General features: G+C 39.5%; 18 protein-coding genes. 10 read left to right on the top strand and 8 right to left on the bottom strand.

The window, feature by feature from the left end:
* Window position 1 precedes the first annotated feature (1 nt).
* From H6G97_RS09745 to H6G97_RS09770, 6 genes are read left to right on the top strand one after another with little or no spacing between them, the layout of a single operon-like run.
* Window positions 2-1,030 carry a TauD/TfdA family dioxygenase gene (locus tag H6G97_RS09745; RefSeq protein ID WP_190940416.1) on the top strand — a complete coding sequence of 343 codons (1,029 nt, stop codon included), beginning with the start codon at window positions 2-4 and terminating at the stop codon, window positions 1,028-1,030.
* A gap of 14 nt (window positions 1,031-1,044) precedes the next feature.
* Window positions 1,045-4,272, top strand: coding sequence for a non-ribosomal peptide synthetase (locus H6G97_RS09750; RefSeq protein ID WP_190940417.1), 3,228 nt, complete (start codon window positions 1,045-1,047; stop codon window positions 4,270-4,272).
* A 10-nt stretch (window positions 4,273-4,282) separates the two neighbouring features.
* On the top strand, window positions 4,283-8,788 hold the full coding sequence (locus H6G97_RS09755; RefSeq protein WP_190940418.1) for a non-ribosomal peptide synthetase: 4,506 nt from the start codon (window positions 4,283-4,285) through the stop codon (window positions 8,786-8,788).
* A gap of 44 nt (window positions 8,789-8,832) precedes the next feature.
* Complete coding sequence (locus H6G97_RS09760; protein WP_190940419.1) at window positions 8,833-10,257, top strand: aspartate aminotransferase family protein; 1,425 nt, start codon at window positions 8,833-8,835, stop codon at window positions 10,255-10,257.
* Window positions 10,258-10,306: 49 nt separating this feature from the next.
* Entirely contained in the window at window positions 10,307-11,068 is a 762-nt protein-coding gene (locus tag H6G97_RS09765) for a class I SAM-dependent DNA methyltransferase (RefSeq protein ID WP_190940420.1), read from the top strand.
* 24 nt (window positions 11,069-11,092) lie between these two features.
* Window positions 11,093-11,317, top strand: coding sequence for an MbtH family protein (locus tag H6G97_RS09770; protein WP_190940421.1), 225 nt, complete (start codon window positions 11,093-11,095; stop codon window positions 11,315-11,317).
* A 79-nt stretch (window positions 11,318-11,396) separates the two neighbouring features.
* Here H6G97_RS09770 and H6G97_RS09775 read toward each other — a convergent pair whose 3' ends face one another.
* Window positions 11,397-11,768 carry an EamA family transporter gene (locus H6G97_RS09775; protein ID WP_422394176.1) on the bottom strand — a complete coding sequence of 124 codons (372 nt, stop codon included), beginning with the start codon at window positions 11,766-11,768 and terminating at the stop codon, window positions 11,397-11,399.
* A 177-nt stretch (window positions 11,769-11,945) separates the two neighbouring features.
* Window positions 11,946-14,051 carry an acylase gene (locus H6G97_RS09780; RefSeq protein ID WP_190940423.1) on the bottom strand — a complete coding sequence of 702 codons (2,106 nt, stop codon included), beginning with the start codon at window positions 14,049-14,051 and terminating at the stop codon, window positions 11,946-11,948.
* A 518-nt stretch (window positions 14,052-14,569) separates the two neighbouring features.
* On the opposite strand from H6G97_RS09780, the gene H6G97_RS09785 reads away from it, so the two are divergent.
* Genes H6G97_RS09785 through H6G97_RS09795 form a run of 3 tightly spaced genes read left to right on the top strand, consistent with a single transcriptional unit; the run spans window position 14,570 to window position 17,475 of the window.
* Window positions 14,570-15,601 (top strand): FecCD family ABC transporter permease, encoded by a 1,032-nt coding sequence (locus tag H6G97_RS09785; RefSeq protein ID WP_190940424.1) that lies wholly within the window; start codon window positions 14,570-14,572, stop codon window positions 15,599-15,601.
* Window positions 15,598-16,638 carry a FecCD family ABC transporter permease gene (locus tag H6G97_RS09790; protein ID WP_190940425.1) on the top strand — a complete coding sequence of 347 codons (1,041 nt, stop codon included), beginning with the start codon at window positions 15,598-15,600 and terminating at the stop codon, window positions 16,636-16,638. The genes H6G97_RS09785 and H6G97_RS09790 overlap by 4 nt, the downstream gene beginning before the upstream one ends.
* Before the next feature lie 18 nt (window positions 16,639-16,656).
* Window positions 16,657-17,475: an ABC transporter ATP-binding protein gene (locus tag H6G97_RS09795; RefSeq protein WP_190940426.1), complete on the top strand. Its 819-nt coding sequence runs from the start codon at window positions 16,657-16,659 to the stop codon at window positions 17,473-17,475.
* A gap of 179 nt (window positions 17,476-17,654) precedes the next feature.
* On the opposite strand, the gene H6G97_RS09800 is transcribed toward H6G97_RS09795, so the two are convergent.
* The 3 genes from H6G97_RS09800 to H6G97_RS09810 all read right to left on the bottom strand — a co-directional run bounded on the left by H6G97_RS09800 (window position 17,655) and on the right by H6G97_RS09810 (window position 21,748).
* On the bottom strand, window positions 17,655-18,737 hold the full coding sequence (locus tag H6G97_RS09800; RefSeq protein ID WP_190940427.1) for a response regulator: 1,083 nt from the start codon (window positions 18,735-18,737) through the stop codon (window positions 17,655-17,657).
* Window positions 18,738-20,749: 2,012 nt separating this feature from the next.
* Window positions 20,750-21,241 (bottom strand): hypothetical protein, encoded by a 492-nt coding sequence (locus H6G97_RS09805; RefSeq protein ID WP_190940428.1) that lies wholly within the window; start codon window positions 21,239-21,241, stop codon window positions 20,750-20,752.
* Between the two features lie 228 nt (window positions 21,242-21,469).
* Window positions 21,470-21,748 (bottom strand): hypothetical protein, encoded by a 279-nt coding sequence (locus tag H6G97_RS09810; RefSeq protein ID WP_190940429.1) that lies wholly within the window; start codon window positions 21,746-21,748, stop codon window positions 21,470-21,472.
* A 314-nt stretch (window positions 21,749-22,062) separates the two neighbouring features.
* Here H6G97_RS09810 and H6G97_RS09815 point away from each other — a divergent pair, with 314 nt between their 5' ends.
* A complete protein-coding gene (locus H6G97_RS09815; protein WP_190940430.1) occupies window positions 22,063-22,740 on the top strand; it encodes an O-methyltransferase in 678 nt (225 codons plus the stop codon).
* Between the two features lie 302 nt (window positions 22,741-23,042).
* On the opposite strand, the gene H6G97_RS09820 is transcribed toward H6G97_RS09815, so the two are convergent.
* From H6G97_RS09820 to H6G97_RS09830, 3 genes are all read right to left on the bottom strand, one after another.
* A complete protein-coding gene (locus H6G97_RS09820; protein WP_338421647.1) occupies window positions 23,043-23,249 on the bottom strand; it encodes a PLP-dependent transferase in 207 nt (68 codons plus the stop codon).
* The gene (locus H6G97_RS09825; protein ID WP_190940431.1) at window positions 23,225-23,884 is read right to left on the bottom strand and encodes an HAD family hydrolase; all 660 of its coding nucleotides are present in this window, start codon (window positions 23,882-23,884) and stop codon (window positions 23,225-23,227) included. The genes H6G97_RS09820 and H6G97_RS09825 overlap by 25 nt, the downstream gene beginning before the upstream one ends.
* 290 nt (window positions 23,885-24,174) lie before the next feature.
* Window positions 24,175-24,592: DMT family transporter (locus tag H6G97_RS09830; protein ID WP_190940432.1), on the bottom strand; the 418-nt coding region annotated here is incomplete at its 5' end.

Genomic DNA, 24,592 nt, shown 5'->3' on the forward strand with positions numbered 1-24,592 from the left:
TATGAAGAAATTAGAAATCAGCAATCTACGAAGAAAAACAGTCAACTTCCAAGCAGAAGAATTAATTACAACAGAAACTTTAGGTAATAGTGGTACTTTACCTCTAATAGTTAAACCCGCAATCAATAATATTGATTTGATAGATTGGTTAGATTACCATCGGAATTTTCTTGCCAAAAACTTACTCAAGTATGGTGCTATCCTATTTCGTGGATTTAATATCGATTCACCATCTACATTTGAAAAGTTTGGTTTAGCTATTTGTAATGAACTTTTTAATGAAAACGGTGAACATCCCCGTGAAACAGTAAGTGGCAAAGTTTACACTCCGGTTTTTTATCCACCTGATAGAAAACTATTATGGCATAACGAAAATTCCTTTAATCATCGTTGGCCGATGAAAATTATGTTTGGTTGTCGTCAGCCAGCACAGCAGGGAGGAGAAACCCCAATTGTTGATAGCCGTAAAGTTTTTCAATTAATAGATCCTAAAATACGCGAGATTTTTATTGAAAAACAAGTTATGTATGTTCGCAATTATGGTGATGGCTTAGGGCTTGATTGGCAGACAGTATTTCAAACTCACAGTGAAGCAGAAGTTGAAAAAAAATGCCAAAAAAATGCAATTAATTTTGAGTGGAAATTAGGAAATCATCTGCGTACTTTTTCTATCCGCCCAGCAGTTATCAAACATCCTCAAACAGGGGAATTATCTTGGTTTAATCAAGCACAACATTGGCACCCAACCTGTTTAGATGCAATTACAAGAGAATCTCTATTTACATCTTTCAAGTCAGAAGATTTGCCAAGAAACTGTTATTACGGTGATGGTACTCCTATCGAAGATTCTGTCATGAAAGAAATTTGTGAGGTTTACCAACAATTAGAAGTGAGCTTTCCTTGGCAACAAGGAGACGTATTACTCATAGATAATATTTTAGCCGCCCACGCTAGAAACCCATTTGTGGGTGAGAGAAAGCTATTAGTCGCTATGGGTGAAATGACAAGTTATAAAGAAATCGGATACTAAGGGTAATAAGTAAGATGTTAGCTCAAGTTCAAGGGTTCCAACTTTCACCACAACAAAAGCGGCTTTGGTTATTACAACAAGATAATTCTGTTTATCGTGCTTGTTGTGCAATTGTAATCACAGGCGATTTGCAAATCGATATATTAAAAGAAGCGTTGCAAAAGGTTGTTGATAGAAACGAAATTCTACGTACTAATTTTTATCGGATACAAGGTATTAAAATTCCTAGTCAAGTCATAGAAGCTAGTAACTTTTTGTTTTCAGAACAAGAAATTATTAAGAATAATAGTTTACTTCAATTAATAGATGAGCTATTTCTTCAAGAAGAGCAATCCAGTAAAAAGGAAGTAGAGTATTTATTATCAATAAAATTATTGCACTTTAATAAAGATACTAATATTTTATTTATTAATATCCCAGTCCTTTGTACAGATGCAGTATCTTTAAGTAATTTAGTGACAGAGGTTAGCAGTTGCTATACTGCCTGTCTACAAGATAAAGATATCTTAGATGAACCCTTGCAATATGCTGATATTGCTGCTTGGCTAAATGAATTATTAGAAGCTGAAGAAACTGATGCAGGTAGAAGATATTGGCGACAAATAGAAATTTCTAGGTGTGGAAGTTACACACTAATTAATGAAAACCCACAAGTACAACTAGATAAATTTCAGCCAGAAGTTTTTACTACATCAATAAATCAGCAATTAGTTAGTAAAATTAACGAACTTGCTCAAAAGCATCAAACTTCTACTTCGACATTCCTATTAACTTGCTGGCTAATTTTACTGTGGCGGCTAACTGGAAATTCTGACTTAATTATTGGTAGTGCTTTCGATGGGCGTAACTATGAAGAATTAAAAGCAAGTTTAGGATTGTTCGCTAAATATCTACCTCTAGCTTGCCATTTGGAAGATGGCGATCGCTTCAGTGATATATTAGCAAAAGTTAATCAAATTACTGCGGAAATGTCTGATTGGCAAGAAAGCTTTAGTTGGGAAACCGCTTTAGCCAATCAGCAAAATGCAGAAACAGCATTCTTTCCTTTCTGCTTCGAGTTTACAGAAGCACCAAAACAGCACAAAGCTGGGGAAATAACATTCATACTTTATCAGCATTACGTTTGTGGCGATCGCTTTAAAGTTAAACTTGCTGGTATACAAACAGTTGATGATGATTTAAAAGCAGAATTTCACTATGATGCTAACTTATTTGCCATAGCAGATATTAAAAATCTTGCTAATCAATTTGCTAGTGTGTTAGAAAGTGCAATTGAAAATCCCCAAGCTAATATCTCACTGCTTAATATTTTAACACCAGCAGAAAGAAAGCAACTTTTAGTAGATTTCAATAATACTAAAACTCCCGAATTACCATATCAGTGTATTCATCATTGCTTCGAATTACAATGTCAGCAAACACCAAATAATATTGCTCTTGTTTTTGAAGAGCAAAAACTTACATATCAAGAATTAAATATCCATGCCAATCAACTAGCACACTACTTGCAAAAGTTAGGGATTGGTTCAGAAAATCTGGTAGGTATTTGTGTAGAGCGTTCCCTTTTGATGGTAATTGGTGTTTTAGGTATTCTTAAAGCTGGTGCAGCTTATGTACCTATTGATCCGAATTACCCAGCAGAACGTCAAGAATATATATTGGCAGATACACAAATGCTATTATTGCTAACTCAAGCAAGTTTAGCAGTAAATTTAAAAGCAGATAATATCAAAACTATTTACCTCGATACTGATTGGGACGCTATCAACCAACAACCACAAGCAAACCCAGTTAGTAAAACGAATGCTCATAATTTAGCCTATGTCATTTACACATCTGGTTCTACTGGTAAACCCAAAGGAACTTTAATTGAGCATTATGGATTAGTTAACTATCTCAATTGGTGTACCCAGGCTTATAAAGTTGAGCAAGGTTCAGGCACATTAGTTCATTCTTCTTTGGGATTTGACTTGACTATTACAAGCTTATTTTCGCCTTTACTTGTAGGTAGTCAAGTAGAACTGCTTCCAGAACATCAGGGTATAGAAACTCTGGCTCAAACTATCAAAGCCAGAACTAATCTTAGTCTCGTAAAAATTACACCGGCTCATCTAGAATTACTCAGTCAACAATTATCACCTCAAGAAGCAGCAGGTAAGACAAATGCTTTTATTATTGGTGGTGAAAATCTCACTACACAACACATTAATTTCTGGCAACAATTCGCACCTGATACTGTACTAATAAATGAATACGGCCCTACAGAAACGGTGGTTGGCTGCTGCATTCATCAAGTACCACAAACACATAATTATTCAGGTTCAATTCCTATCGGTTATCCTATTGCTAACACCCAACTTTATGTTTTAGACCAATACTTACAACCAGTACCAAAAGGTGTAGTGGGTGAGTTATATATTGGCGGTGCGGGATTAGCGAGAGGCTATCTCAACCAACCGGAATTAACTGCACAGAAGTTTATTCCTCACCCCTTTAGCGATGAACCAGAAGCGCGTCTTTATAAAACAGGCGACCAAGTGCGCTTTTGCGTAGATGGGACTTTAGAATTTTTAGGACGTTTGGATGACCAAGTAAAGCTGCGGGGTTTCCGCATCGAGTTAGGAGAAATTGAATCTTTACTTTGCCTACACCCAACGGTGAAGGATGCAGTAGTAATGGTGCGGGAAGATGTTGCTGGCGATCAACGTTTAGTAGTTTATCTGGTTATACAACCAGATTCTTCTTTATCGGTAGACGATTTACGGAGTTTTTTGCAAGAAAAGCTACCAGATTACATGATACCTTCTGCTTTTGTACCCTTGCAGACGTTCCCTTTAACCGCTAATGGTAAAGTAGACCGTAAAGCTCTACCTGCACCGGATAAAATCAACGCAGATATAGAACAATCCCTTGTTGCGCCCCGTAATTCACTAGAAGAACAAATAGCGGATATCTGGTCGCAAGTGCTGAGGGTTGAAAAAGTTGGAATACATAATAACTTTTTTACCTTGGGTGGACATTCCCTGTTAGTGACTCAATTGATATCGCGGATGCGGGATGCTTTGGATGTGGAATTACTCATACAGGATGTTTTTGCAAATCCGACAGTAGCGGAGTTGTCTGTAATTGTTACCCAAAAACTAACCGAGCAAGTCGATGATGAAAGTTTAGCGCGATCGCTCGCTGAATTAGAAGATTTATCCGACGAAGATATCCAACTAATCCTTTCTGATAGCCAATAAACACAATTACATGAGTAACCTGCTGCAAAAAATTGCTGAACTATCTCCCGAAAAACGCGCCCTGTTGCTGCAAAAACTTAATCAGCAAAAGGGGAAAGCCTCGCAAGCTAAAATTCAACCCCAAAGTCGAGATACTCAGAATTTTCCTTTATCTTATGCCCAACAAAGGCTGTGGTTCTTTAGCCAACTAGAACCCCAAAGCAGTGCGTATAATATTCCTGCCGCCATCCGTTTAACAGGCAGGTTAAACATCGCCGCTCTAGAAAACAGCATCAACGAAATCGTCCGTCGCCATGAAACGCTACGCACCACATTCACAGTCGTCGATGGCGAACCAGTCCAAGTAATTAATGCAGCAGATAAGCTACAACTACCCATCATTGATTTGCAGACGATCCCCGCAACCGAGAGGGAAACTGAAGCTTTACGCCTAGCCATGCTAGAAGCGCAAACACCATTCAACCTGGAAAAAGAATTGCTACTGCGGGTGAGCTTGTTACGTCTGGGTGAGATAGACCATGTAATCTTGTTTACCATGCACCACATCGTGTCCGATGGCTGGTCAACAGGTATACTCATCCGCGAATTAACAACACTTTATCAAGCTTGCGATCGCGGTCAACCGTGCAACTTACCCGCACTGCCAATTCAGTATGCAGATTTTGCAGTTTGGCAAAGACAGTGGTTACAAGCAGAAGTGTTAAACAACCAGTTAAACTACTGGAAGCAACAGCTAGGTGGTGATTTACCAGTCTTAGAATTACCCACAGACCGCCCACGCCCAGCAATTCAGACTGACCGAGGCGCAACTGAATCTTTTGCACTCTCAGAGTCAGTAACAGCAGCACTCAAAAACCTCTGTCAGCAGGAAGGAGTCACCTTATTTATGACCCTGCTGGCAGCATTTAAAGTCTTGCTGCATCGTTATACTCAACAGGATGACATTCTAGTTGGTACTCCGATTGCCAACCGCAACCGTTCCGAAATCGAAGGGTTGATTGGCTTTTTTATCAATACTTTAGTATTGCGGAGCAACTTAGCAGGAAACCCGACTTTTAAAGAACTACTAGCACAAGTACGCGAAGTTACTATTGGCGCTTATGCTCGTCAAGATTTGCCCTTTGAACAATTAGTAGAAGAATTACAACCAGAAAGAGATTTAAGCCATAGTTCTCTGTTTCAGGTAATGTTCATTCTTCAAAATGCACCAACAGAAGTTTTACATCTGCCAGATTTAACCCTTAACCCCTTAAACGTAGAAAGTAAGACAGCCAATTTTGATTTGACGCTCTCAATGGTAGAGACAGAAGCAGGGCTGAAGGGGGGAATAGAATATAACACAGATTTATTTAATGCTGACAGAATTAGCCGAATGTTGGGACATTTTCTAACCTTATTAGAAGGTATTATTACCCATCCTGACCAACCTCTGTTTGACTTACCCCTATTAACAGCAACAGAACATCAGCAAATACTAACTACTTGGAATAGCAATCAAATATATGTACCTCAACAGTGCATTCATCAACTGTTTGAAGCGCAAGTAGAAAAAACTCCTGATGCTATAGCAGTGGTATTTGAGAATGAAAAATTAACTTATAAAGAACTCAACCAACGCGCTAATAAACTAGCACATTATTTGCAAACTCAAGGAGTCAAACCAGACGTTCTAGTAGGTATTTGTTTAGAGCGTTCCTGCGAATTACTAGTTGGACTTTTAGGAATTATCAAAGCAGGCGGAGCCTATCTTCCACTTGACCCAGCATATCCCCAAAAACGCTTGGCATATATGTTAGAAGATGCCCAAGTATCAACCATCCTCACACAAGAAAAACTGGTTAACAATTTACCAATTCATAATATACAAATCATTTATATCGACTCTAACTGCGAGCAAATTACTAATCAAACTAGAGAAAATCCTGTAGGTCAGGTAATAGCAAATAATTTAGCTTACGTTATTTATACTTCTGGTTCTACAGGTAAATCTAAAGGTGTGATGATAGAACATCGCAGCTTAGTAAATGCTTACTTTGCTTGGGAAGAAGCTTATCATCTGCAAAATAATGCCACCTCTCATTTGCAAATGGCGAGTTTCTCCTTTGATGTCTTTTCTGGAGACTTAGTTCGCGCTCTTTGTTCTGGTGGTAAATTGGTACTCTGTCCGCGTGAGTTATTACTAGAACCAGAAAAACTTTATCAACTCATGCTTCAGGAACAAGTAGACTGTGCAGAATTTGTGCCTGGAGTTTTGAGAAACTTAATACAATACTTAGAGCAAAGTCAACAACGCCTTGACTTTATGCAGTTGTTAATTTGTGGCTCTGATAGTTGGTATGTCCAAGAATATCAAGGCTTTAGGCAATTTTGCAGTCCAAAAACTAGGCTAATAAATTCTTTTGGTTTAACTGAAGCAACTATTGATAGTACCTATTTTGAAACCGGATCAACTAACTTATCTGTAGAGCAGTTAGTACCCATCGGTCTACCATTTGTTAATACTAAAATTTATATTCTAGACTGCTATTTACAACCCCTCCCTGTGGGAGTAATAGGAGAAATTTACATAGGTGGTGCTGGTTTGGCGCGGGGTTATCTCAATAGACCAGATTTAACAGCAGAAAAATTCATTCCTAATTCTTTCACTCAAGAGACAGGAGAATATCTTTACAAAACAGGTGATTTAGGTCGTTGGCTACCAGACGGAAATATTGAATTAATTGGTCGGGTAGATAATCAAGTAAAACTACGAGGTTTCCGAATTGAATTGGGCGAAGTTGAAGCTGTACTTGGCAAACACCCAATGCTTAAAGAGTCTGTAGTTTTAGTTCGGGAAGATAGACCCAAGCAACAGCAATTAACTGCTTATGTTGTGCCAGAGTCAGCACATCTGAACCAGATAAACTCTAGCAATTTGCAGCAGTTTTTACAAGAGCAGTTACCCAGCTACATGATACCTTCTGCTTTTGTTATGCTGGCGGCTTTCCCTCTCACACCCAATGGTAAAATTGACCGTCGCGCTTTACCCAAACCCAACCTTCAAGAGATTGAAAATACTTTTATTGCTCCTCGCACTGAAACAGAAATAAAGTTGGCGCAACTTTGGTCTGAAGTGTTATGTGTGGAAAAAGTAAGCATTGACGATAATTTCTTTGAGCTAGGAGGTAATTCTTTATTAACAACCAAGTTAATTTTGAAAATTCGGGCAGATTTTCAAGTAAATTTACCTTTACGTGTTTTGTTTGAATCACCTACCGTGGCTAGTTTAGCTATTAATTTAGAAAAGCATCAGCAAGGCGAATCTAATAATAAATTGAGTCAAGAAAATATTATCAACTGGAATCAAGAAACTATTCTTGATTCAACAATTTATCCAAAACTTCCTTATAAACAACCTGAATCTGAAGCCAAAAATATATTATTAACAGGAGCGACTGGCTTTTTAGGTGCTTTCTTGCTATTTGAACTTTTGCAGCAAACTAACGCCAAAATTTATTGTTTAGTACGCGCTAACAATTCAGAAGCAGGTAATAAAAAATTACAAAAGGCTCTAGAGTCTTATTTAATCTGGAATAATAGTTTTAGTCAGAGAATTATTCCTGTTATCGGAGACTTATCTCAACCATTATTTGGGCTAAATGAGCAAGAGTTCCAAGAGTTAGCTAATCAAATTGATGTTATTTATCATAATGGGGCTTGGGTGCATCATATTTATCCCTACTCTGTTTTAAAAGATGCAAATGTTTTGGGAACACAAGAAGTTTTGAGATTAGCTTGTCAAGTTCAAACAAAGCCATTATATTTTATTTCTACTGCTAGTATTTTTTCACCCTTGAAAGACTCGGCTGTTACAGTAGCTACTGAAGCAGATAGTATTGATAATTATCCAGTACCTAGTAGTGGTTATTTACAAACTAAATGGGTATGTGAAAAGCTAATTAAAACTGCTCAAAACAGAGGTTTACCAATTAACATTTACAGAATTGGTAGGGTTTCCGGGCATAGCCAAAGTGGAGTTTTTAATGTTAATGACTTAGTGTACAAACTAATTATTGGTTGTGTTCAACTTGGCAGTGTTCCCGACCGTGATATTCAGGAAGATATTATGCCTGTTGATTATGTTAGCCAAGCTATTATCCATCTATCAAAACAACAAAAATATTCAGGACAAGCATTTCATTTAGTGAACAATCAACTTTTACACACGAATACTCTACTTCAGGTAATTCAATCGTTTGGTTATCAAATTAAACAATTGTCTTACGAACATTGGCAATTAAAATTAATTAACATAGCCGGTGCTTCACCTGAACATACTTTATATCCACTTGTGCCATTTTTCTCAGAGGGGAATTCAGATAAGCAACCTGTAAAAACAGGCAGTTTAAAAATTGATTGTCAAAATGCGATCGCAGAATTATCTAACTCACAAATTATCTGTCCAGATATTGATGAAAAATTGTTGTCTACCTATATTTCATATTTGGCACAACAAGGATTTTTAGACAAAAAATAGCCGCAAATTTACAGATAGCTTTGACTAACAAATACATAAACATCATGCAAACACAAGAATTGAACTTACCACAACTTCCTAATCAAAATGGTCTCAACAACCATCAACAGCAGTATCTTAACGATTTTATTCAACGCTACAACCAAAAAACGCCAACATCTAAAAAACAAGCTCATACCTATCGTCATGTTTTAGCTGATGTCAGAGGTTCAGCAGGATTTCGTACTGCTATTAAAGAAATTGTTTATCCTATCGTTGGTAAATATGCCTCTGGTTCACGGATGTGGGATATAGATGGCAACGAATATGTAGATTTAATGATGGGTTTTGGCGTCAATTTATTTGGTTATAATCCAGCATTTATCAAAGAAGCTCTGACAGAAAGATTAGAACAAGGTATCCACATTGGCCCACAGTCAGACTTAGCGGGTGAAGTAGCAGAGTTATTCTCTGAACTGACCGGAATGGAACGCGTAACTTTTAGTAATACAGGTACAGAAGCAGTAATTACTGCTTTACGTCTTGCACGCGCCGCCACTGGTCGTCACAAAATAGCGATGTTTTCTGGTTCTTATCATGGACATTCTGACGCTAGCTTGGTTAAAACTAGAATTCAGGATGAAGTTACGCAAGTAGTACCAATGTTTCCTGGCGTATCTCCTACCGTTGTTGCAGATGCTTTAGTTTTGCAATATGGAAATATTCAGTCGTTAGAAACTATCAAACAACATCAGACAGAGTTAGCTGCTGTCATTGTGGAACCTGTACAAAATAGCCGTCCAGATATCCAACCAAAAGAGTTTTTACATCAGTTGAGAAAATTAACACAAGATGCAGGAATAGTGTTGATTTTTGATGAAATGCTCACTGGTTTCCGTATTCATCCAGGCGGGGCGCAAGCATGGTTTGGTGTACAAGCTGATATTGCTACTTACGGAAAAATTGTTGGTGGCGGTATGCCCATTGGTGCGATCGCTGGTAAAGCTGAATATATGGATAGAATTGACGGCGGAATGTGGAATTTTGGTGATACATCTGCTCCGCAAGTGCAGACAACATTTTTTGCTGGTACTTACTGCAAGCATCCTTTATCTATGGCAGCAGCAAAAGCAGTCCTCAAGTATCTCAAAACCCAAGGTTCTAGTCTTCAAGAAGAATTAAATCAACGTACTTCTCAATTTATTCAACAATTAAATTCCTATTTTGAAGAGGATGGAGTGCCAATTAAATTGTCAAATTGTGGCTCAATTTTTAATGTTGTACCTTTCGGCGACCCATCTAATCTTGCCAATTCGCCTGCATCAGCCAACATGGATTTAATTTACTATCACCTAATTCATAAAGGTGTTTTTCTACGTCCTGGTGGTGGTTTATTATCGACAGCCCATACAGATGAAGATTTAAATTTCATTATTCAAGCAGTTAAGGAGAGCGTTAAAGAATTGCGAAATGGTGGTTTTTTACCATAATAATGTCCATAAATAAGCTTAACTTTGTAACAATTAGGAGATTGGCAAAATGGTGGCACTAAACATTAACTCTAAATATGACTCTTGGGCGCGTATTTACAATCAGTATTGGGGAGCGAGATACTGTGAAAATAATTTGCCACCTTTTGAACAATTATTACAAGAATATCAAATTTACAAAGGCGCAAGTATTCTTGATTTATGTTGTGGTACTGGACACATGGCACAACATTTAATCGAGCAAGGCTATAAAGTTACTGGTCTTGATATTTCCGAAGCAATGTTGCGATATGCTCGTGAAAATGCTCCAAATGCTCAATTCATCCTTGATGATGCTAGATTTTTTAAGTTGCCACCTAGTTTTGATGCTGTAATTTCTCCTAGTGGCAGCCTCAATCATATAATGACCATTGAAGAACTGCAACAGGTTTTCACGAAAGTGTATAATGCACTGCTAGATAATGGAGTTTTTTTGTTTGCTTTGAATTTAGAAGATGGTTATACATCATGGAATGGTGTAATCACAGATGGAGATGTAAAAGACGATTTCGCTTGGGCTTGTTGTGATAGCTATAATTCGAGAGAAAAGATAGGACAATTTAAAATAACTATCTTTCAATTGGTAGAAAAAGTTTGGCAACGTTTTGATATTAATAATTTAGTTAGAGCTTACTCTCAAGGAGAAATTTCATCGGCTCTTGAATGTGTAGGGTTTAAAAATATTAATGTCTATGAGCGCAATGGTAATTTAGCTAACTCGGAATGTAATGATTTTGCTATTTTTGTCGGTCACAAACAGTCTAATAAATAAAAATAAGTTTGAGGTAAATCAATAATGAGCAGTACACGAGATGAGGATACAACTATTTATAAAGTTGTAGTCAATCATGAAGAACAATATTCTATTTGGCCTCTTGAGCGAGAAAATGCTCTCGGCTGGAGAGATGCAGGTAAAAGTGGACTCAAAGCAGAATGTCTAGAATACATTAAAGAAGTGTGGACTGATATGAGACCTCTAAGTTTAAGAAAGCAGATGGAGGTAACATCTACTAAACATTAAGCATAAATTATTTCTCGATTGCTATTTGTAGAGAGGTTTAACTTCTCTACAATTACGATCGCACCTGCGGAATCTGGGTTTAAAAGATTAAAACTAAAGTTCCCATAGTTACTAAACTGCTTCCTAATATTATTTTCCAGCTTAAGGGTTCTCCCAGAAAAATAACCGAAAACAATAAAACTAATACTAAACTTGATTTATCAATTGGTGCAACAAGGGAAGCTTTTCCTGCTTGCAAAGCTTGGAAGTAAAAAATCCATGATAACCCTGTAGATACTCCAGATAATAATAAGAAAATCATCGTTTTTTGGGGAATAGCTAAGAGACTAACTACATTTCCTTGAAAAAATACTATTCCCCAAGCAACTACTAAGATAACAACAGTTCGGATTGCTGTTGCTAAATTAGAGTTGACATTTTCTACCCCAATTTTGGCAAAGATAGTTGTCAATGCTGCAAAGCCAGCCGAAAGTAGTGCATATATCCACCATGTTATGGTGTTGTTCTCCATCTTGCCTCCTGGTTCATTAATAAATTACTGACTGCAAATTGCGATGTCTGCGACGGGCTACGCTTACGCCCAAAAACTGTACAGTTTTTGGGCGTAAGCAAGCGCTAAAAATTGACCTCAGAATATTTTACGTTCTTCTAAATGGGCGAGAATATCAGAGCGATCGCGCCACACAGTCCGCAACTTTTTGTTAGCAAACATCTGTAACTGATCGCCAATGTGGGGCGATCCAGGTTGAGATGCATTACCGTAGCTGGTGAGTGCCATTGCTCGTACAGGGTTAGAAAATTCAATTGCAGCTGTATATGAATCACCTCCAACAGCTTGGAACTGACCATTTTCTCCGGGAGCAGACTCTAGTACCCGAAAAATTCCCAGGTCGTCATCTCCACCATTACCAGGCAAATCCACATTACCCAACCGTAGCCGAAAAACCTGGCCCCACGGTACATCAAGCGCCCCATAGGTCTTTTCTACCTCTGCTGCGACTGCTTTTAGAGTTGCAACTGCACTTTCAGGATTAGCTAAACCATCCGGTGTAGTGCGTGGAGAATTTTCGTTCCAAGGTTTGCTAAACGCCTTATCTAAGTCCATCTGTTGTACCCAAAAGGCAAATAATACAGCTCCTCGACTATCTGCATTGGCTTGCCGATCCCAGGCTTCTAAGACATTAGCTGCTTTTTGCCCTAAGTCCTGGCCATATTTGCGTGCAGCTGGAATTAAATCATCCAAAATCCGATCAGCCAGTTCCATACGGGTAGAGTGCTTGTATGCAACCATTTCATCAAAAGAAATTTTGTCATCCTCAGCCAACATCCTTACAGAACGTTGGGAGCGGAAATCCATGAAACGAGGTGCCATGTAAGGTGGGTAATCATCTGCTTTAATGGCGGCTGGAAATGTAGTTGTCCAAGGTGGGTCATTGGTATTTTGCAACCATCCGCTCTTCGGGTCAACTATGCGCGGTAAATCTTTGTAAGGATGAATTTTTGTCCACAAGGTTTTAGATGTATTTCCTGGGATTATGCCTTCCCAGTATTCGAAATCACCACTAGACCGTACCGGAACTTGACCGTTGAATAGGTGCATAATATGCCCTTCTCGATCCGCATACATCACCGTAAACATTGGCAATTGCAAGCGCTGAAGTGTCTTTTCAAACTGGGCAAGGTTTTTTGCTCGTGCCATATCCCACCACTGCTGGAGTACACCTGGTCGGTCAAGACCTGCAACTCTCAGCGCCACGGCTTTACCATTTTTCTCGGCTACCACTGGCCCGTGGACGGAACTTTTCACTACTAATGGTTGCTCTTGCAAGGAGCCATCTTTTTGCTTCACCTTTAAGGAGAGGGTTTTTGTCTGAAAGTTACGAACTTTGTCATCAAACTGGTACCCATTACCTGCCAGTGTGAGTTCATAAACATCCCAACCATCATAAGTATTAACGGTGTGAGTCCAACCTAAGTTGTTGTTAAAGGCGATCGCTAATACGGGAATACCTACAAGTGTTGCCCCATAAGCATCAATCCCTGGTGCGGTGATTTGGGCTTCATACCACAAAAATAAATTTGACCAAGGTAAGTGTGGGTTTGCTAACAACATGGCGTTCCCATCGGCAGAATGATTTGGTGCGATCGCCCAACCATTAGATCCTGCTTGCAACTTTTCTTTACTTAGGTCTAATACTTGCCCCGGATTGACCACAAAGGTGAAATTGAGTACCCGATGTAAGTGAGCCATGACATCTTCTGCCTTGACTGGTAGCACTATCTCAACTTGATCGTCAATTAACTTCGGATTTTGTTTTGCATAAGCATTGATCCCAGCAGCAAAAGCATCGAGATAACTACGAAAAGTTGGACTCTGTGCTTTATACCAAGTACTAGCGCGTTCTGGTACTCCCGCAGTCTGTACCCAACGATCTGACTCCAGGTATTCCTCTCCCCAATATTCGGCTGCGCGTCCCCGTGCTTGACCATAGAGACGCAAAAGTAAATCTCCATGACTTTGCATTTGTGCCCAACCAAAGGCATAAAATGCACTCTGGTTATCTTTGCCGTAGATGTGCGGCACACCATAAGTATCCCATAATATCTCTGTGGATTTTGTTGGTACAGCCATAGTGCCGCTTCCGACAAACAAAACCAGTATCAAGCTGAGTATTAAGGGTAAAACGCGTATTGATTTTCGTTTGTAAACCTTAAGTAAACTATCAATCCTCATGAACACCACCATTTACAGATGTAACACCTGGTGACTGAAACTGCTATTGGTCAAAAGACAAGCAGGGAGAAGAGTTTTCCCTTTGCCCTGCTGCACATCTGCTAAGGAACTTCCAAATCAAAAAACATCCAACTCTTCTTATGGGGTAGGTCAAAGACCCAGCCCGTAATTAGGGGCAGACAAGATGTCCACCCCACAAGTAGTAGTAAATTATTTCTTGGTAATCCCTAAGAGCAGCCTCTTGGTAACAAGGTAATAGCTGCACGCAGGTGACTTTGACAAAGCAGATTTAAGTTGATCTAACAATACCACTTTGTTGAGAAATTATATCAAAGCTATAACAGTGTGCTTTATTGCGTTTAAAAAATGGGGAAAACGCTACACGATCGTGTAATCTGTATATTTATCAAGAAAGATTATCAACTCCCATGAGTAAAAAGCTGTTAAATATTGAGAGTGCCCATTGAAAAAACAAGTAACCAGCAGAGCATAATATTTTCCAGTTACGGCAGAATCAGATGATAAAAGCGACTACACTCTCACCTAGAGAATTGAAAAAGCCACAATTGTCAGCCTTATTTGGTCTGATTTTGGGACTATGTATGCTAGTAATTTGCTTGCTGTTCAGTGTGACGCTAGGTGCAGCAGAAATACCACTAGGTAAGATTTTGACATCTTTTATAGCCTTTGATGGTTCCTATGATCACTTAGTTATTCAGACCGTGAGATTACCGCGATCGCTAATTGCTATCTTTGTTGGTTCAGCTCTTGCTGTATCGGGAGCATTGATGCAGGGTTTAACGCGAAACCCCTTAGCAGACCCAGGTATTTTGGGTATTGAATCGGGAGCCGCGCTCTTTGTAGTTGCCGCAACTTTTATTTTTGGCAGCTCATCCATAGGTGTTTACGCTCTTGTAGCATTTCTGGGTGCGGGAGTAACAGCAGTGTTAGTTTACATCCTTGGTTCGCTGGGACGGGGAGGAGCCACCCCATTGAATTTGACGGTAGCAGGAGCAGCTTTAACTGCTTTGATTTCTTCCCTCACCACCGGTATCCTCATTGTCAGCCAACAAACACTTGAACAAGTCAGATTTTGGTTAGCTGGTTCATTATCTGGTCGAGATTTTAATTTATTCTTACAATTGCTGCCTTTCGTCGGTATGGGATTAGTAGTAGCTTTTGCCCTCGGCAGACAAATTACTACTATGAGTTTAGGTGAAGATGTCGCCAAAGGCTTGGGTCAAAAGACAGCTTCGATCAAAATAATTACCGCTATCAGCGTAGTTTTACTCGCAGGAAGTTCCGTCGCTCTTGCAGGGCCAATCGGCTTCATTGGTTTAGTCGTTCCCCATATAGTGAGATTTTACATTAAAGCCGATTATCGTTGGATATTACCTTATTGTGCAGTTTTAGGGGCAATTTTACTATTGGTCGCAGATATTGCCGCCCGTATCTTGCTCAAACCACAGGAGTTACCTGTAGGTGTAATGACAGCAATCGTTGGCGCTCCTTTTTTTGTATACCTGGCTAAGTCAAAGGTGAAGAAATGAAGGTTGATTGGTTAGTCATTCGTTCCCAAGCGATATCTTTCCGCATCGAGCGACGTGTACCAGTCATACTGTTATGTTTGGCAGTAGCGATCGCAGTGGCGATGGTAATGAATGTAGGGCGGGGTGAATATCCAATCTCACCTTTGGATATCGTGAAAACTATATTGGGTTTAGATACAGGAAACCCAGACCATTCATTCGTGATTCAGAATCTGCGTCTACCCCGCACCCTTGTCGCTTTTATGGTAGGAATGGCGCTGGCAATTTCTGGCACTATTTTCCAAGGGTTGACACGCAATCCATTGGCTGACCCTGGTATTATCGGCATCAACGCTGGGGCGAGCCTGGCGGCAGTTACAGTAATTGTACTATTTCCTTCAGCACCTATTTATACCTTGCCTCTATCAGCCTTTGCTGGTGCTTTGCTGATGGCGATTTTAATTTACTCGCTAGCTTGGAATAACGGTAGTTCCCCGATTCTATTAATTTTAATGGGTGTTGGCTTGTCTGCGATCGCCAGTGCCATAACCAGCTTGATGATTACCTTTGGGGAAATTTATGACGTTAGTAATGCTTTGGTTTGGTTAGCTGGGAGCGTCTACGGCCGGACTTGGGAGCAAGTCTTTTCTCTATTACCTTGGTTAATTGTTTTTGTCCCAATGGCTTTGACACTAGCAAGGCATTTGAACGCTTTAAATTTAGGAGATGATGTCGCCAAAAGTTTAGGTAGTCAAGTGGAATGGCAACGTGGTTTACTCGTGCTGGTGGGTGTAGCTTTAGCAGGTTCAGGAGTCGCCACCGCTGGAAATATTGGTTTTATTGGTTTAATCGCACCCCATTTAGGACGACAGTTGGTAGGTGCAACCCATGAAGGCTTGATTCCTACTTCCGCACTCTTAGGGGGAGTGATTGTTGTGATGGCAGACTTGCTAGGAAGAACACTGTTTGCACCTATCGAACTCCCTTGTGGGATTGTAACTGCTGCTATTGGCGCTCCTTATTTTCTTTATTTATTAATTCGTAACCGCAAAAAATAAAGCTGGGAAATATCACTTATGAAAGGACTCTCAACCAAAAGTCTGTCTTTAGCTTACGATGGTGCGTTGATTATCCGTGACCTGAATTTGGCAATCCCCACCGGACAAATTAGTGGTTTAGTTGGTGCTAATGGTTGTGGTAAATCAACGTTGCTACGAGGTTTAGCAAGATTGCTTAAACCCTGTGGCGGTACGGTATATCTTGATGGAACATCTATTTTTAATCTTTCTACCAAAGAAGTAGCACAGCAGTTAGGTATTTTGCCCCAAGGGCCAGTAGCACCAGAAGGATTAACAGTGCAAGATTTAGTAGCACAAGGACGTTATCCTTATCAAAATTGGTCGCAGCAGTGGTCGACAAAAGATGAAAAAATCGTGCAGCAAGCACTAGAAATTACAGATTTGTTGAAATTGGCAGATAGAGCATTAGATACTTTGTCTGGTGGACAACGACAAAGAGCTTGGATTGCAATGGCGTTGGCGCAAGATACAGATATTTTACTTTTAGATGAACCGACTACTTTTTTAGATTTAGCGCACCAGATAGAGATTTTGGATTTGTTGTATGAGTTGAACCAAAATCAAGGACGGACAATTGTGATGGTGCTGCATGATTTAAATCAGGCGTGTCGTTATGCTGATTACTTAATTGCAGTCAAAGATGGTCGAATTTTTGCTGCTGGCCAACCAAAGCTAGTGATGACTCAAGAAATGGTTCAGGAAGTTTTTGGATTGGAGTGTCGGATTATTCCTGACCCGGTGATGGAGACACCGATGTGTGTACCGATAGGACGCAAAGGAAAAGTAAATAACAAACAAATGTACTTAAATTCCTGATTCGATTTCAAATCGCCTCTTCCGTTTAAATATTTTGGGGTGAAAAAAATCTGTAAACCTAGCTACAAAATTAGATGCACTTACCCTGGGGTCTTGCTGAATTTCACTTTTATCCAGGCTCGTCCATATTTAGATGCGTTTGTCCTGATTATTAAGTGAAGCTTTTTTAGACTAGGAAATTAAACAATATGTCGAAAGATGACTTTTAATAAATCTCCTTGTTTAAACGGCTTACTTAAATAGCCTGATGCTCTGACCATCTTAGCTTTAGCTCTATCTATAAATCCTACTTTTTCTGACACCAGAACCACTGGTGTATTTTTAAAATGTGAGTGTTTCCGCAGCAAAGAGCAGAGTTCATATCCATCTAAATTAGGCATCGAAACATCTAACAAAATTATGTCAGGTTTTATCCGGACAATCTGCATTAAAGCTTTTAAAGAATCGGTGGCTCCGATAACAGAAAAGGTTTGCTCATCTAAATAACTTTTAATAGCATTCAATACCGTAGGACTATCATCAATACAAAAGATTGTGTAGATTTTTTTGTCAGCAGGCGACTGGATGATTTGCTGACTCCTATGTTCATTAGTATTAATAGAGTAAGCTGCTGGTTTATAGCTGTTTATTCTAGGCAACTTTGGTGGAGTTTTGGCTTTAGGTTGCAACTCATTTATTTGAAAAAATTGTGAGGCGTGCGATTGAGAATTTGACGATGTTTGACAATAACCTGCTTCTCCCTGGGGCGTTAGACATCGTTCAACTAGCAATCGGAGATTTAGATGACAAAACTTTGGCATATCATCCAGAAAGCTTTCAGGAATAAATTCATAACTCCCTTCTTCTAAGTTCAGAAATGACTCCAGAACTTCTAGCGCCAGTTGCTCTATCAGCATTGCCGCTTGAGAGGGACTGATATATTTCTGATTTACTAACCAGCAAATAGCCAAATAATCCGGATTTGGTATTGCTTGATTTTCAATACCAGTTTCAAATATCGCCCGCAACTGATCTTTGATACCGTGAGGGAGAGTAGAAATTTGCTGACTCAAGCGTTGCAAATTTCTGTAAAGCGGCTCAAACATTTTCTCTGAGTAGCACGCATAAATTAATTTACCCTCGTCCACATATATTGACCAAGAGCCTGACGTGCTAAACACTTGCAAGCAACCAGTAACCGACTTACCAGTGATTTTTTTCAACAAAGGTAGGGGCTGAAGCTTTTGGAAAAATCTGTATCTACTAATTGGAAGTGTCTTCATTGGCATGGCTTGGGAATAAAATTAACATTTGCAGGCGAAATTAGTGAATTACCTTTTCGGAATTCACTGCGATTTTGTTGGAAGCACTGTCAGATAAATATAGCGGTCACATTCGAGTTAGTACAGAGATTCCATACCCCCCAACTTTTAATTCACCAATCTCTGTTAAGCTGTAATGCACGAGTTACAACTAAACCAATTTATGCTACTGACCAATAGCAAAATTGCCTGACTAGTTGCCAGGATATAGTATTTCAAAAATGAGATTGGTTTTCTGTATCTTTAGCTAATCTAGCCAATCTAACAATAGCTCAAGTGTCACGTATAGACTATTGGCTCTCGCCCATCAGTCACAAAAGTATCATTCTTATCCGTATTTGGCAGCTTGAAATTATAGATACTTTAGCTCTCTTGCAAAAGTTTTGTTGCTCCTAATGCTAAAATCTAGAGCGACCAAAATCTACTGTTATGTAAACGTAAATTGCTCTCTAATAGGGCTTTTAGCTATTAAGTTCGCGCTGACGAATTAGGTTTTTGTCGCTTTGACAAGAGTCGTCGGGTACTTTTCCAAGAAGTTTGTTCTTGAGGGAAACAGCATTAAGAGAAAAAGTATGATTAAAAACTAAGCATTCAAAAACTTCAATGTCTTACTTAGATTTGTGATTGTAGAGCAAACCTCAATACTACTCTGTTAAGAAATTTTGTAGGTTGGCTTGAACAAGAAACAGAGAAGTAAGGAGCAAGGGAGATAGAAAAGAATTGGGATTCGACACCTTGTCTACGCAGTTCGACTGCGCTCACGGTAAACTCAGTAACCACCCCACCTGTTGCGTTAGCTTCCCGCTTTCTTACGAAAGCCACTGGTGGAGAAGTGGGATTAGACCCATGTTGCCCCTGCTTCTTCGTTGAAGGTCGTGAAAATCAACAAAGCCTCGAAAATGTTGGGTTTCGTTCTTCAAACTAACCTACACCAAAGTGATTTTCTAGACAAAACCTAAGCAGTATTTGAGCATCTGTTAGTGTTGGGATTAGGGAGAATTATCACTTGCACAACAAGAATGGTAAACCTCCGGACAAGGATGAGTTAGCTGACAATTGCCGCCATGATAGTGTGTGGTGAAATGCACAGACGACAAAATCAGCAGAAGTGAATCTCTTCATAAGTACTGGAAACGGGTTCTAATGTTATGTGGAGCAAATAGCCACCCTGCACAATTTGGAGCGACAAATTCAAGAACTTACAGCGAAATTCTTGATTATATAGTACGTGCCTGCAAAATAGCTCTTTTCAGCTAGATGGTAGATAACATTCAGAAGGCGAAGAAACTCACGCACCAATACGTGTGGTTTAGGCTATGGGTGGAAGTTTTGTATCGCATTTCGTGCAGCTACGCTAATACGTTGTACATCTCGATACAATTCTTCTTTTTAAACTGCGGTTCTAAACCCAGAACTAAAGTTTTAACTATACTTCTCTCCTTTCGCCCCCTGCCCGACGCTCGCGGACTCGCTAACGCTGCGCTATCTGCCTCCTGCGTTTTCTTGTAACGTACTCACTAAAACTCAGGTTACTATAATTTTCAAAAAAAGTTAGCAGAAAAATATAAACTTCATGAGAAATCAGTAAAGTAAACATGAAAACTAATTAATAGCATCTTCCAGACAATTGTTATAAATATTTATTTGTTTAAATGTCCGGGAAGGTGGAAAATTTACAGTAAAAAATAATTTTAGATGCTTATTTAATTGCAGTTAAAAAATGAGTGAATCATTTTATAGCAGCAATTTGTCCGAAAAATCTCAAGTTTTAAAAATCACAAATATAAATACAAAATTGTACGCGCAGCCTATCGCCGCTATCTGTTAGCGCAGCAGGAGCATCAGTTTTAAAGACAAATATTGTATTTATTAACCCATAATCTATATGTAGCAAAAAGACGCAAATAATTTATTTGCGTCTTTGGCGTGAGATTTATAAGTAGATATTCTCACCGTTATAGTTCTCCATCTACTTAAACTTGCTCGCGCCAGCACCAGTTTAAAAGTGTGCCACATGCTACAAGCTTAATTAATTCCAGTAACCAATAACTGCCGTGTAGTAAATTCATTGTCGATGGAATAGCAGCAGCAGCTTCAAATAGGTTGAGTTGAACTCCTATAGCACACATCTGCGGAGTTAAGAAATAGGTATCAAGCATAGCTATAGTTAACAACAGCCCAGATAAAACAATACTACCAATACGCCAGTGATATTGGGTTTTGCCTAAAGCTAGTGCCCCAGTCAATACCACAGCGGCAGATAATAATTCCATCCGATTGAAGTTCCAAAAAATCGTATAGCCTGCTGTTGTAAAACCAGCTTGGCTCATCATCCCAGAAAGATAAAGGCTAGGCATAATTACCCAGTCTAAAACTAGACTAGCACTGAGCCAAAAGCCTAAAGTCAATATGATGGCGGTTTGCCAAATTGGCCGTTTCAATTCAAGGTTAGAGATAGCAGTCATAAAATAATTGCGTGTGTTGTATTTCTTTAGTTTCTAACTTCACCAGCAGTTTGACAAGAAATATCAACTAACCTTTACAAAGCGATCGCTCTTAAATTATGAACTCAATAGCAAGATTTTTTAAACTTGATTAAGAAATGTTAAGTTTTTTAAAAAAGTATTTTAAACTTCCATAAAAATGTACCATAGCTTAAAGACAAGGAAGAAAAGAAGTAAATTTCTTCGTTATCAATACTGAATTTTTGATACGATAATAGCAATTAGTACTGCAAGACCTAGCGTTCTGCGAAAATAATTAACACCTTGAAATAATTCTAGCCATGCCCAAGTATACAAGGAACCATTTGCCAGTACATCTAAGACCGTATTGATTTTGCCACTTGTAAAAACCAAACTAAGGATACTAGCTACTATCCAAACAATAAGCGGTAAGTTTGGCATCTGAGCCAAAACAATTTTACCCTCGTTGTCACGAAAGGTTTTATCAACTAATGTATTTTCCGTCATTTGAAGTTGCCACTTAGCTAAAAGTTATTAACTTACAAAAAATACTGAGTATTCTATTGGGAACAGGCTGACATTTAATTGCAAGTTATTTAATAATATTAAAACATTCAGGCAAATCTTTTTTCAAGCGTCTAATTGCTGAGATCAGAGTGGTCAGTATATTCATATATGACTATATTGAAAGGCATAGAGTTACTTGCAAACTGCTGCAAACGGTCTCTTACAGCAGAATTCAGAATTAGTAGCTTGCTTCCCGGTAGGGGTACAAATTGGGAAACTCGCCTACGGAAGTTTCCTCCTCTGAAAGACGAATTATGACTCAAGAACTATGGACAGAAGTTGACCATTACATCACTGATTTGCTTGTGCCTGCCGATCCCGTATTGGATAAGACGCTTCAGGCTAGTGATGCGGCTGGTTTACCACCACATAATGTTTCGCCGAACCAAGGTAAGCTGCTGATGCTATTAGCCTTAATCCATAAGGCACACACTATTCTGGAGATTGGTACGTTAGGCGGCTACAGTACAATTTGGTTAGCCAGAGCATTGCCTGTTGACGGTCATTTGATCACCCTAGAGTCAAATCCCAAGCACGCCGAAGTTGCCAGTGAGAATATTGCCCGCGCTGGTCTGGCTCATCTTGTCGAGGTGCGTGTTGGCCGGGCAATAGAGACACTGCCGCAACTGGCTAACGAGGGATACAATTCATTTGACCTAATTTTCATTGACGCAGACAAGCCAAGCAACCCAGAATATTTTGCATGGGCGTTAAAGCTTTCCCGGCGGGGCAGCTTGATTATCGCTGATAACGTTGTACGCAATGGATCTGTAATTGAGGCGAATAGCGATGATCCTAGTGTTCAAGGAATACGTCGTTTTAATGAGTTACTCGCATCTGAACCGCGTGTGAGTGCAACTGCCATCCAGACTGTAGACAACAAAGGGTATGACGGTTTTGCGATCGCTGTTGTTACCTCTGACAATAGTTAGAACTTCGCCTTCTTCTAACTCAAATGGCATAGGCAAATGATAATACTGAGTTTGTGGCGAAATGAAATGCTGATAATTCATCTAATACTAACTGAGGAGACAATAAATTCAAAATTCTGAATTTTAGATTTGGGGAACATGAGGAAGAGACAAATGATATCATGTTCGACTTAATACTTATGTCATTGCGAGGGTAGCGCGGCAATCCCAAACCTTTGCGATTGCTTCATTCCACTTCGTTGCATTCGCAATGACATATTATAAGTGATTTGCCGAACATGATATGACCAATGACTAATCTGTTAAAATGCTTGCTCAAAATCTTCTTTGATATCGTCAATATGTTCAATACCCACTGATACACGCACCAAATCAGATGTCACATCGGCGGAAAGTTGTTCCGTATCACTTAGTTGTTGATGGGTTGTGGAAGCAGGATGAATAACGGGGGTCTTAGCATCCCCAACGTTTGCTAAATGACTTGCTAATTTGACCCAGCCATGAGCAATTTGGGAATCTCATCTGGAGTATGGGCAATCAAATCAGCGCCATGAGTTTTTAACTCTTCCTCAGTTCCGTAGCCGTAGGTGACACCAATTGTAGTCAGATGATTGTGCTTGGCTCCAATCATATCGTGAGAGCGATCGCCTACCATAACCACATGAGAAGGTGAAAGCTTTTCTGTGGCTAAGATGTGATAAATCAAGTCAGCTTTGACACTCCGCGTGCCGTCAAGTTCACTCCCATAAACACCATTGAAAAGTGACGACAATCCAAAATGTTCAATGATCTGTGTAGCATAAATATGTGGTTTAGAAGTCGCAACAAAAGTTTGATAACCAGCAAAACGAATAGTGTTTAAGGTTTCTGAAATCTGGGGATAAAGGGAGTTTTCAAATAATCCGATCGTGGCAAAGCGGCTGCGATAAAGTGAAATGGCTTGCTCTAAAACTGCGTCATCTGAAGTCTTTAGTAGCAGCGAAAAACTGTCTTTGATTGGAGGGCCAATACACCAATGCAATTCATCAGCATCGGGTGGTTTATAACCGAGTTCAGATAAAGCAAACTGAATGCAGCGAGTAATACCAAGCTTGGAATCTGTCAAAGTCCCATCTAAATCAAACAGGACAGCGTAAATAGACATAATTCGTAATTCGTAATTCGTAATGACGCTCGATAGCGTTAGCGACGTAGGAGCGTCTGACTCGCTACCGCTACGCTAACGTAATTCGTAATTAATAATACTTTTAATTACTCTCTGCGCCTCTGCGTGACGGACACTTTCCTCTCCTGAGGGAGACGCTGCGCGTAGCTTGCTTCTCCGGAGGGGTACAAGTTGCGAAACCCGCTTACGGAAGTGTCCTCCTCTGCATGAAATCAAAAATTAAATACTTTACAAATTAATCACTCATTAACTCCTATTTTTGAGCAATTTTATGGGCTACGTCTACGTACAAAGCTTTCTCCACTCAACAGTGCAATTCCTAATGTGACAATACCAATCCCCAAGCTTTGAATCAGGTTTAAAGTTTCGCTAATTGTTGTCCATGCGACTAATGCTGTTAACGCTGGACTGCTTGCGCCGATGATAGAAGCTTTAGTTGCGCCAATCATGCGAATTCCCACATTATTGAAAGTGTGTCCCATGAAACTAACTAAACCAGAAAAAATACTGCCAATCCACAGGGGTGTCCAATCAAGTTGGGTATTGGGAAGTGGCCAGAACAGTAAGCTTACACCAGAGAGTAGTAAAGTGCAGGTAAAACTAATCCAGGTGAAGGGAACTGGATGGAATTTTTCTAAACATTTTTGGGCTAGGACTTTATAAAACGCATAAACAACTCCAGAACCA

Source organism: Nostoc flagelliforme FACHB-838 (genome assembly GCF_014698065.1).
Taxonomy (GTDB): Bacteria; Cyanobacteriota; Cyanobacteriia; order Cyanobacteriales; family Nostocaceae; genus Nostoc; species Nostoc flagelliforme_B.

Coding starts and splice junctions, on each gene's coding strand:
- H6G97_RS09825 (WP_190940431.1), bottom strand. CDS start 23,884: ATGTCTATTTACGCTGTCCTGTTTGATTTAGATGGGACTTTGACAGAT.
- H6G97_RS09770 (WP_190940421.1), top strand. CDS start 11,093: ATGAGCAGTACACGAGATGAGGATACAACTATTTATAAAGTTGTAGTC.
- H6G97_RS09745 (WP_190940416.1), top strand. CDS start 2: ATGAAGAAATTAGAAATCAGCAATCTACGAAGAAAAACAGTCAACTTC.
- H6G97_RS09780 (WP_190940423.1), bottom strand. CDS start 14,051: ATGAGGATTGATAGTTTACTTAAGGTTTACAAACGAAAATCAATACGC.
- H6G97_RS09795 (WP_190940426.1), top strand. CDS start 16,657: ATGAAAGGACTCTCAACCAAAAGTCTGTCTTTAGCTTACGATGGTGCG.
- H6G97_RS09750 (WP_190940417.1), top strand. CDS start 1,045: ATGTTAGCTCAAGTTCAAGGGTTCCAACTTTCACCACAACAAAAGCGG.
- H6G97_RS09815 (WP_190940430.1), top strand. CDS start 22,063: ATGACTCAAGAACTATGGACAGAAGTTGACCATTACATCACTGATTTG.
- H6G97_RS09755 (WP_190940418.1), top strand. CDS start 4,283: ATGAGTAACCTGCTGCAAAAAATTGCTGAACTATCTCCCGAAAAACGC.
- H6G97_RS09765 (WP_190940420.1), top strand. CDS start 10,307: ATGGTGGCACTAAACATTAACTCTAAATATGACTCTTGGGCGCGTATT.
- H6G97_RS09785 (WP_190940424.1), top strand. CDS start 14,570: ATGATAAAAGCGACTACACTCTCACCTAGAGAATTGAAAAAGCCACAA.
- H6G97_RS09810 (WP_190940429.1), bottom strand. CDS start 21,748: ATGACGGAAAATACATTAGTTGATAAAACCTTTCGTGACAACGAGGGT.
- H6G97_RS09800 (WP_190940427.1), bottom strand. CDS start 18,737: ATGAAGACACTTCCAATTAGTAGATACAGATTTTTCCAAAAGCTTCAG.
- H6G97_RS09760 (WP_190940419.1), top strand. CDS start 8,833: ATGCAAACACAAGAATTGAACTTACCACAACTTCCTAATCAAAATGGT.
- H6G97_RS09790 (WP_190940425.1), top strand. CDS start 15,598: ATGAAGGTTGATTGGTTAGTCATTCGTTCCCAAGCGATATCTTTCCGC.
- H6G97_RS09805 (WP_190940428.1), bottom strand. CDS start 21,241: ATGACTGCTATCTCTAACCTTGAATTGAAACGGCCAATTTGGCAAACC.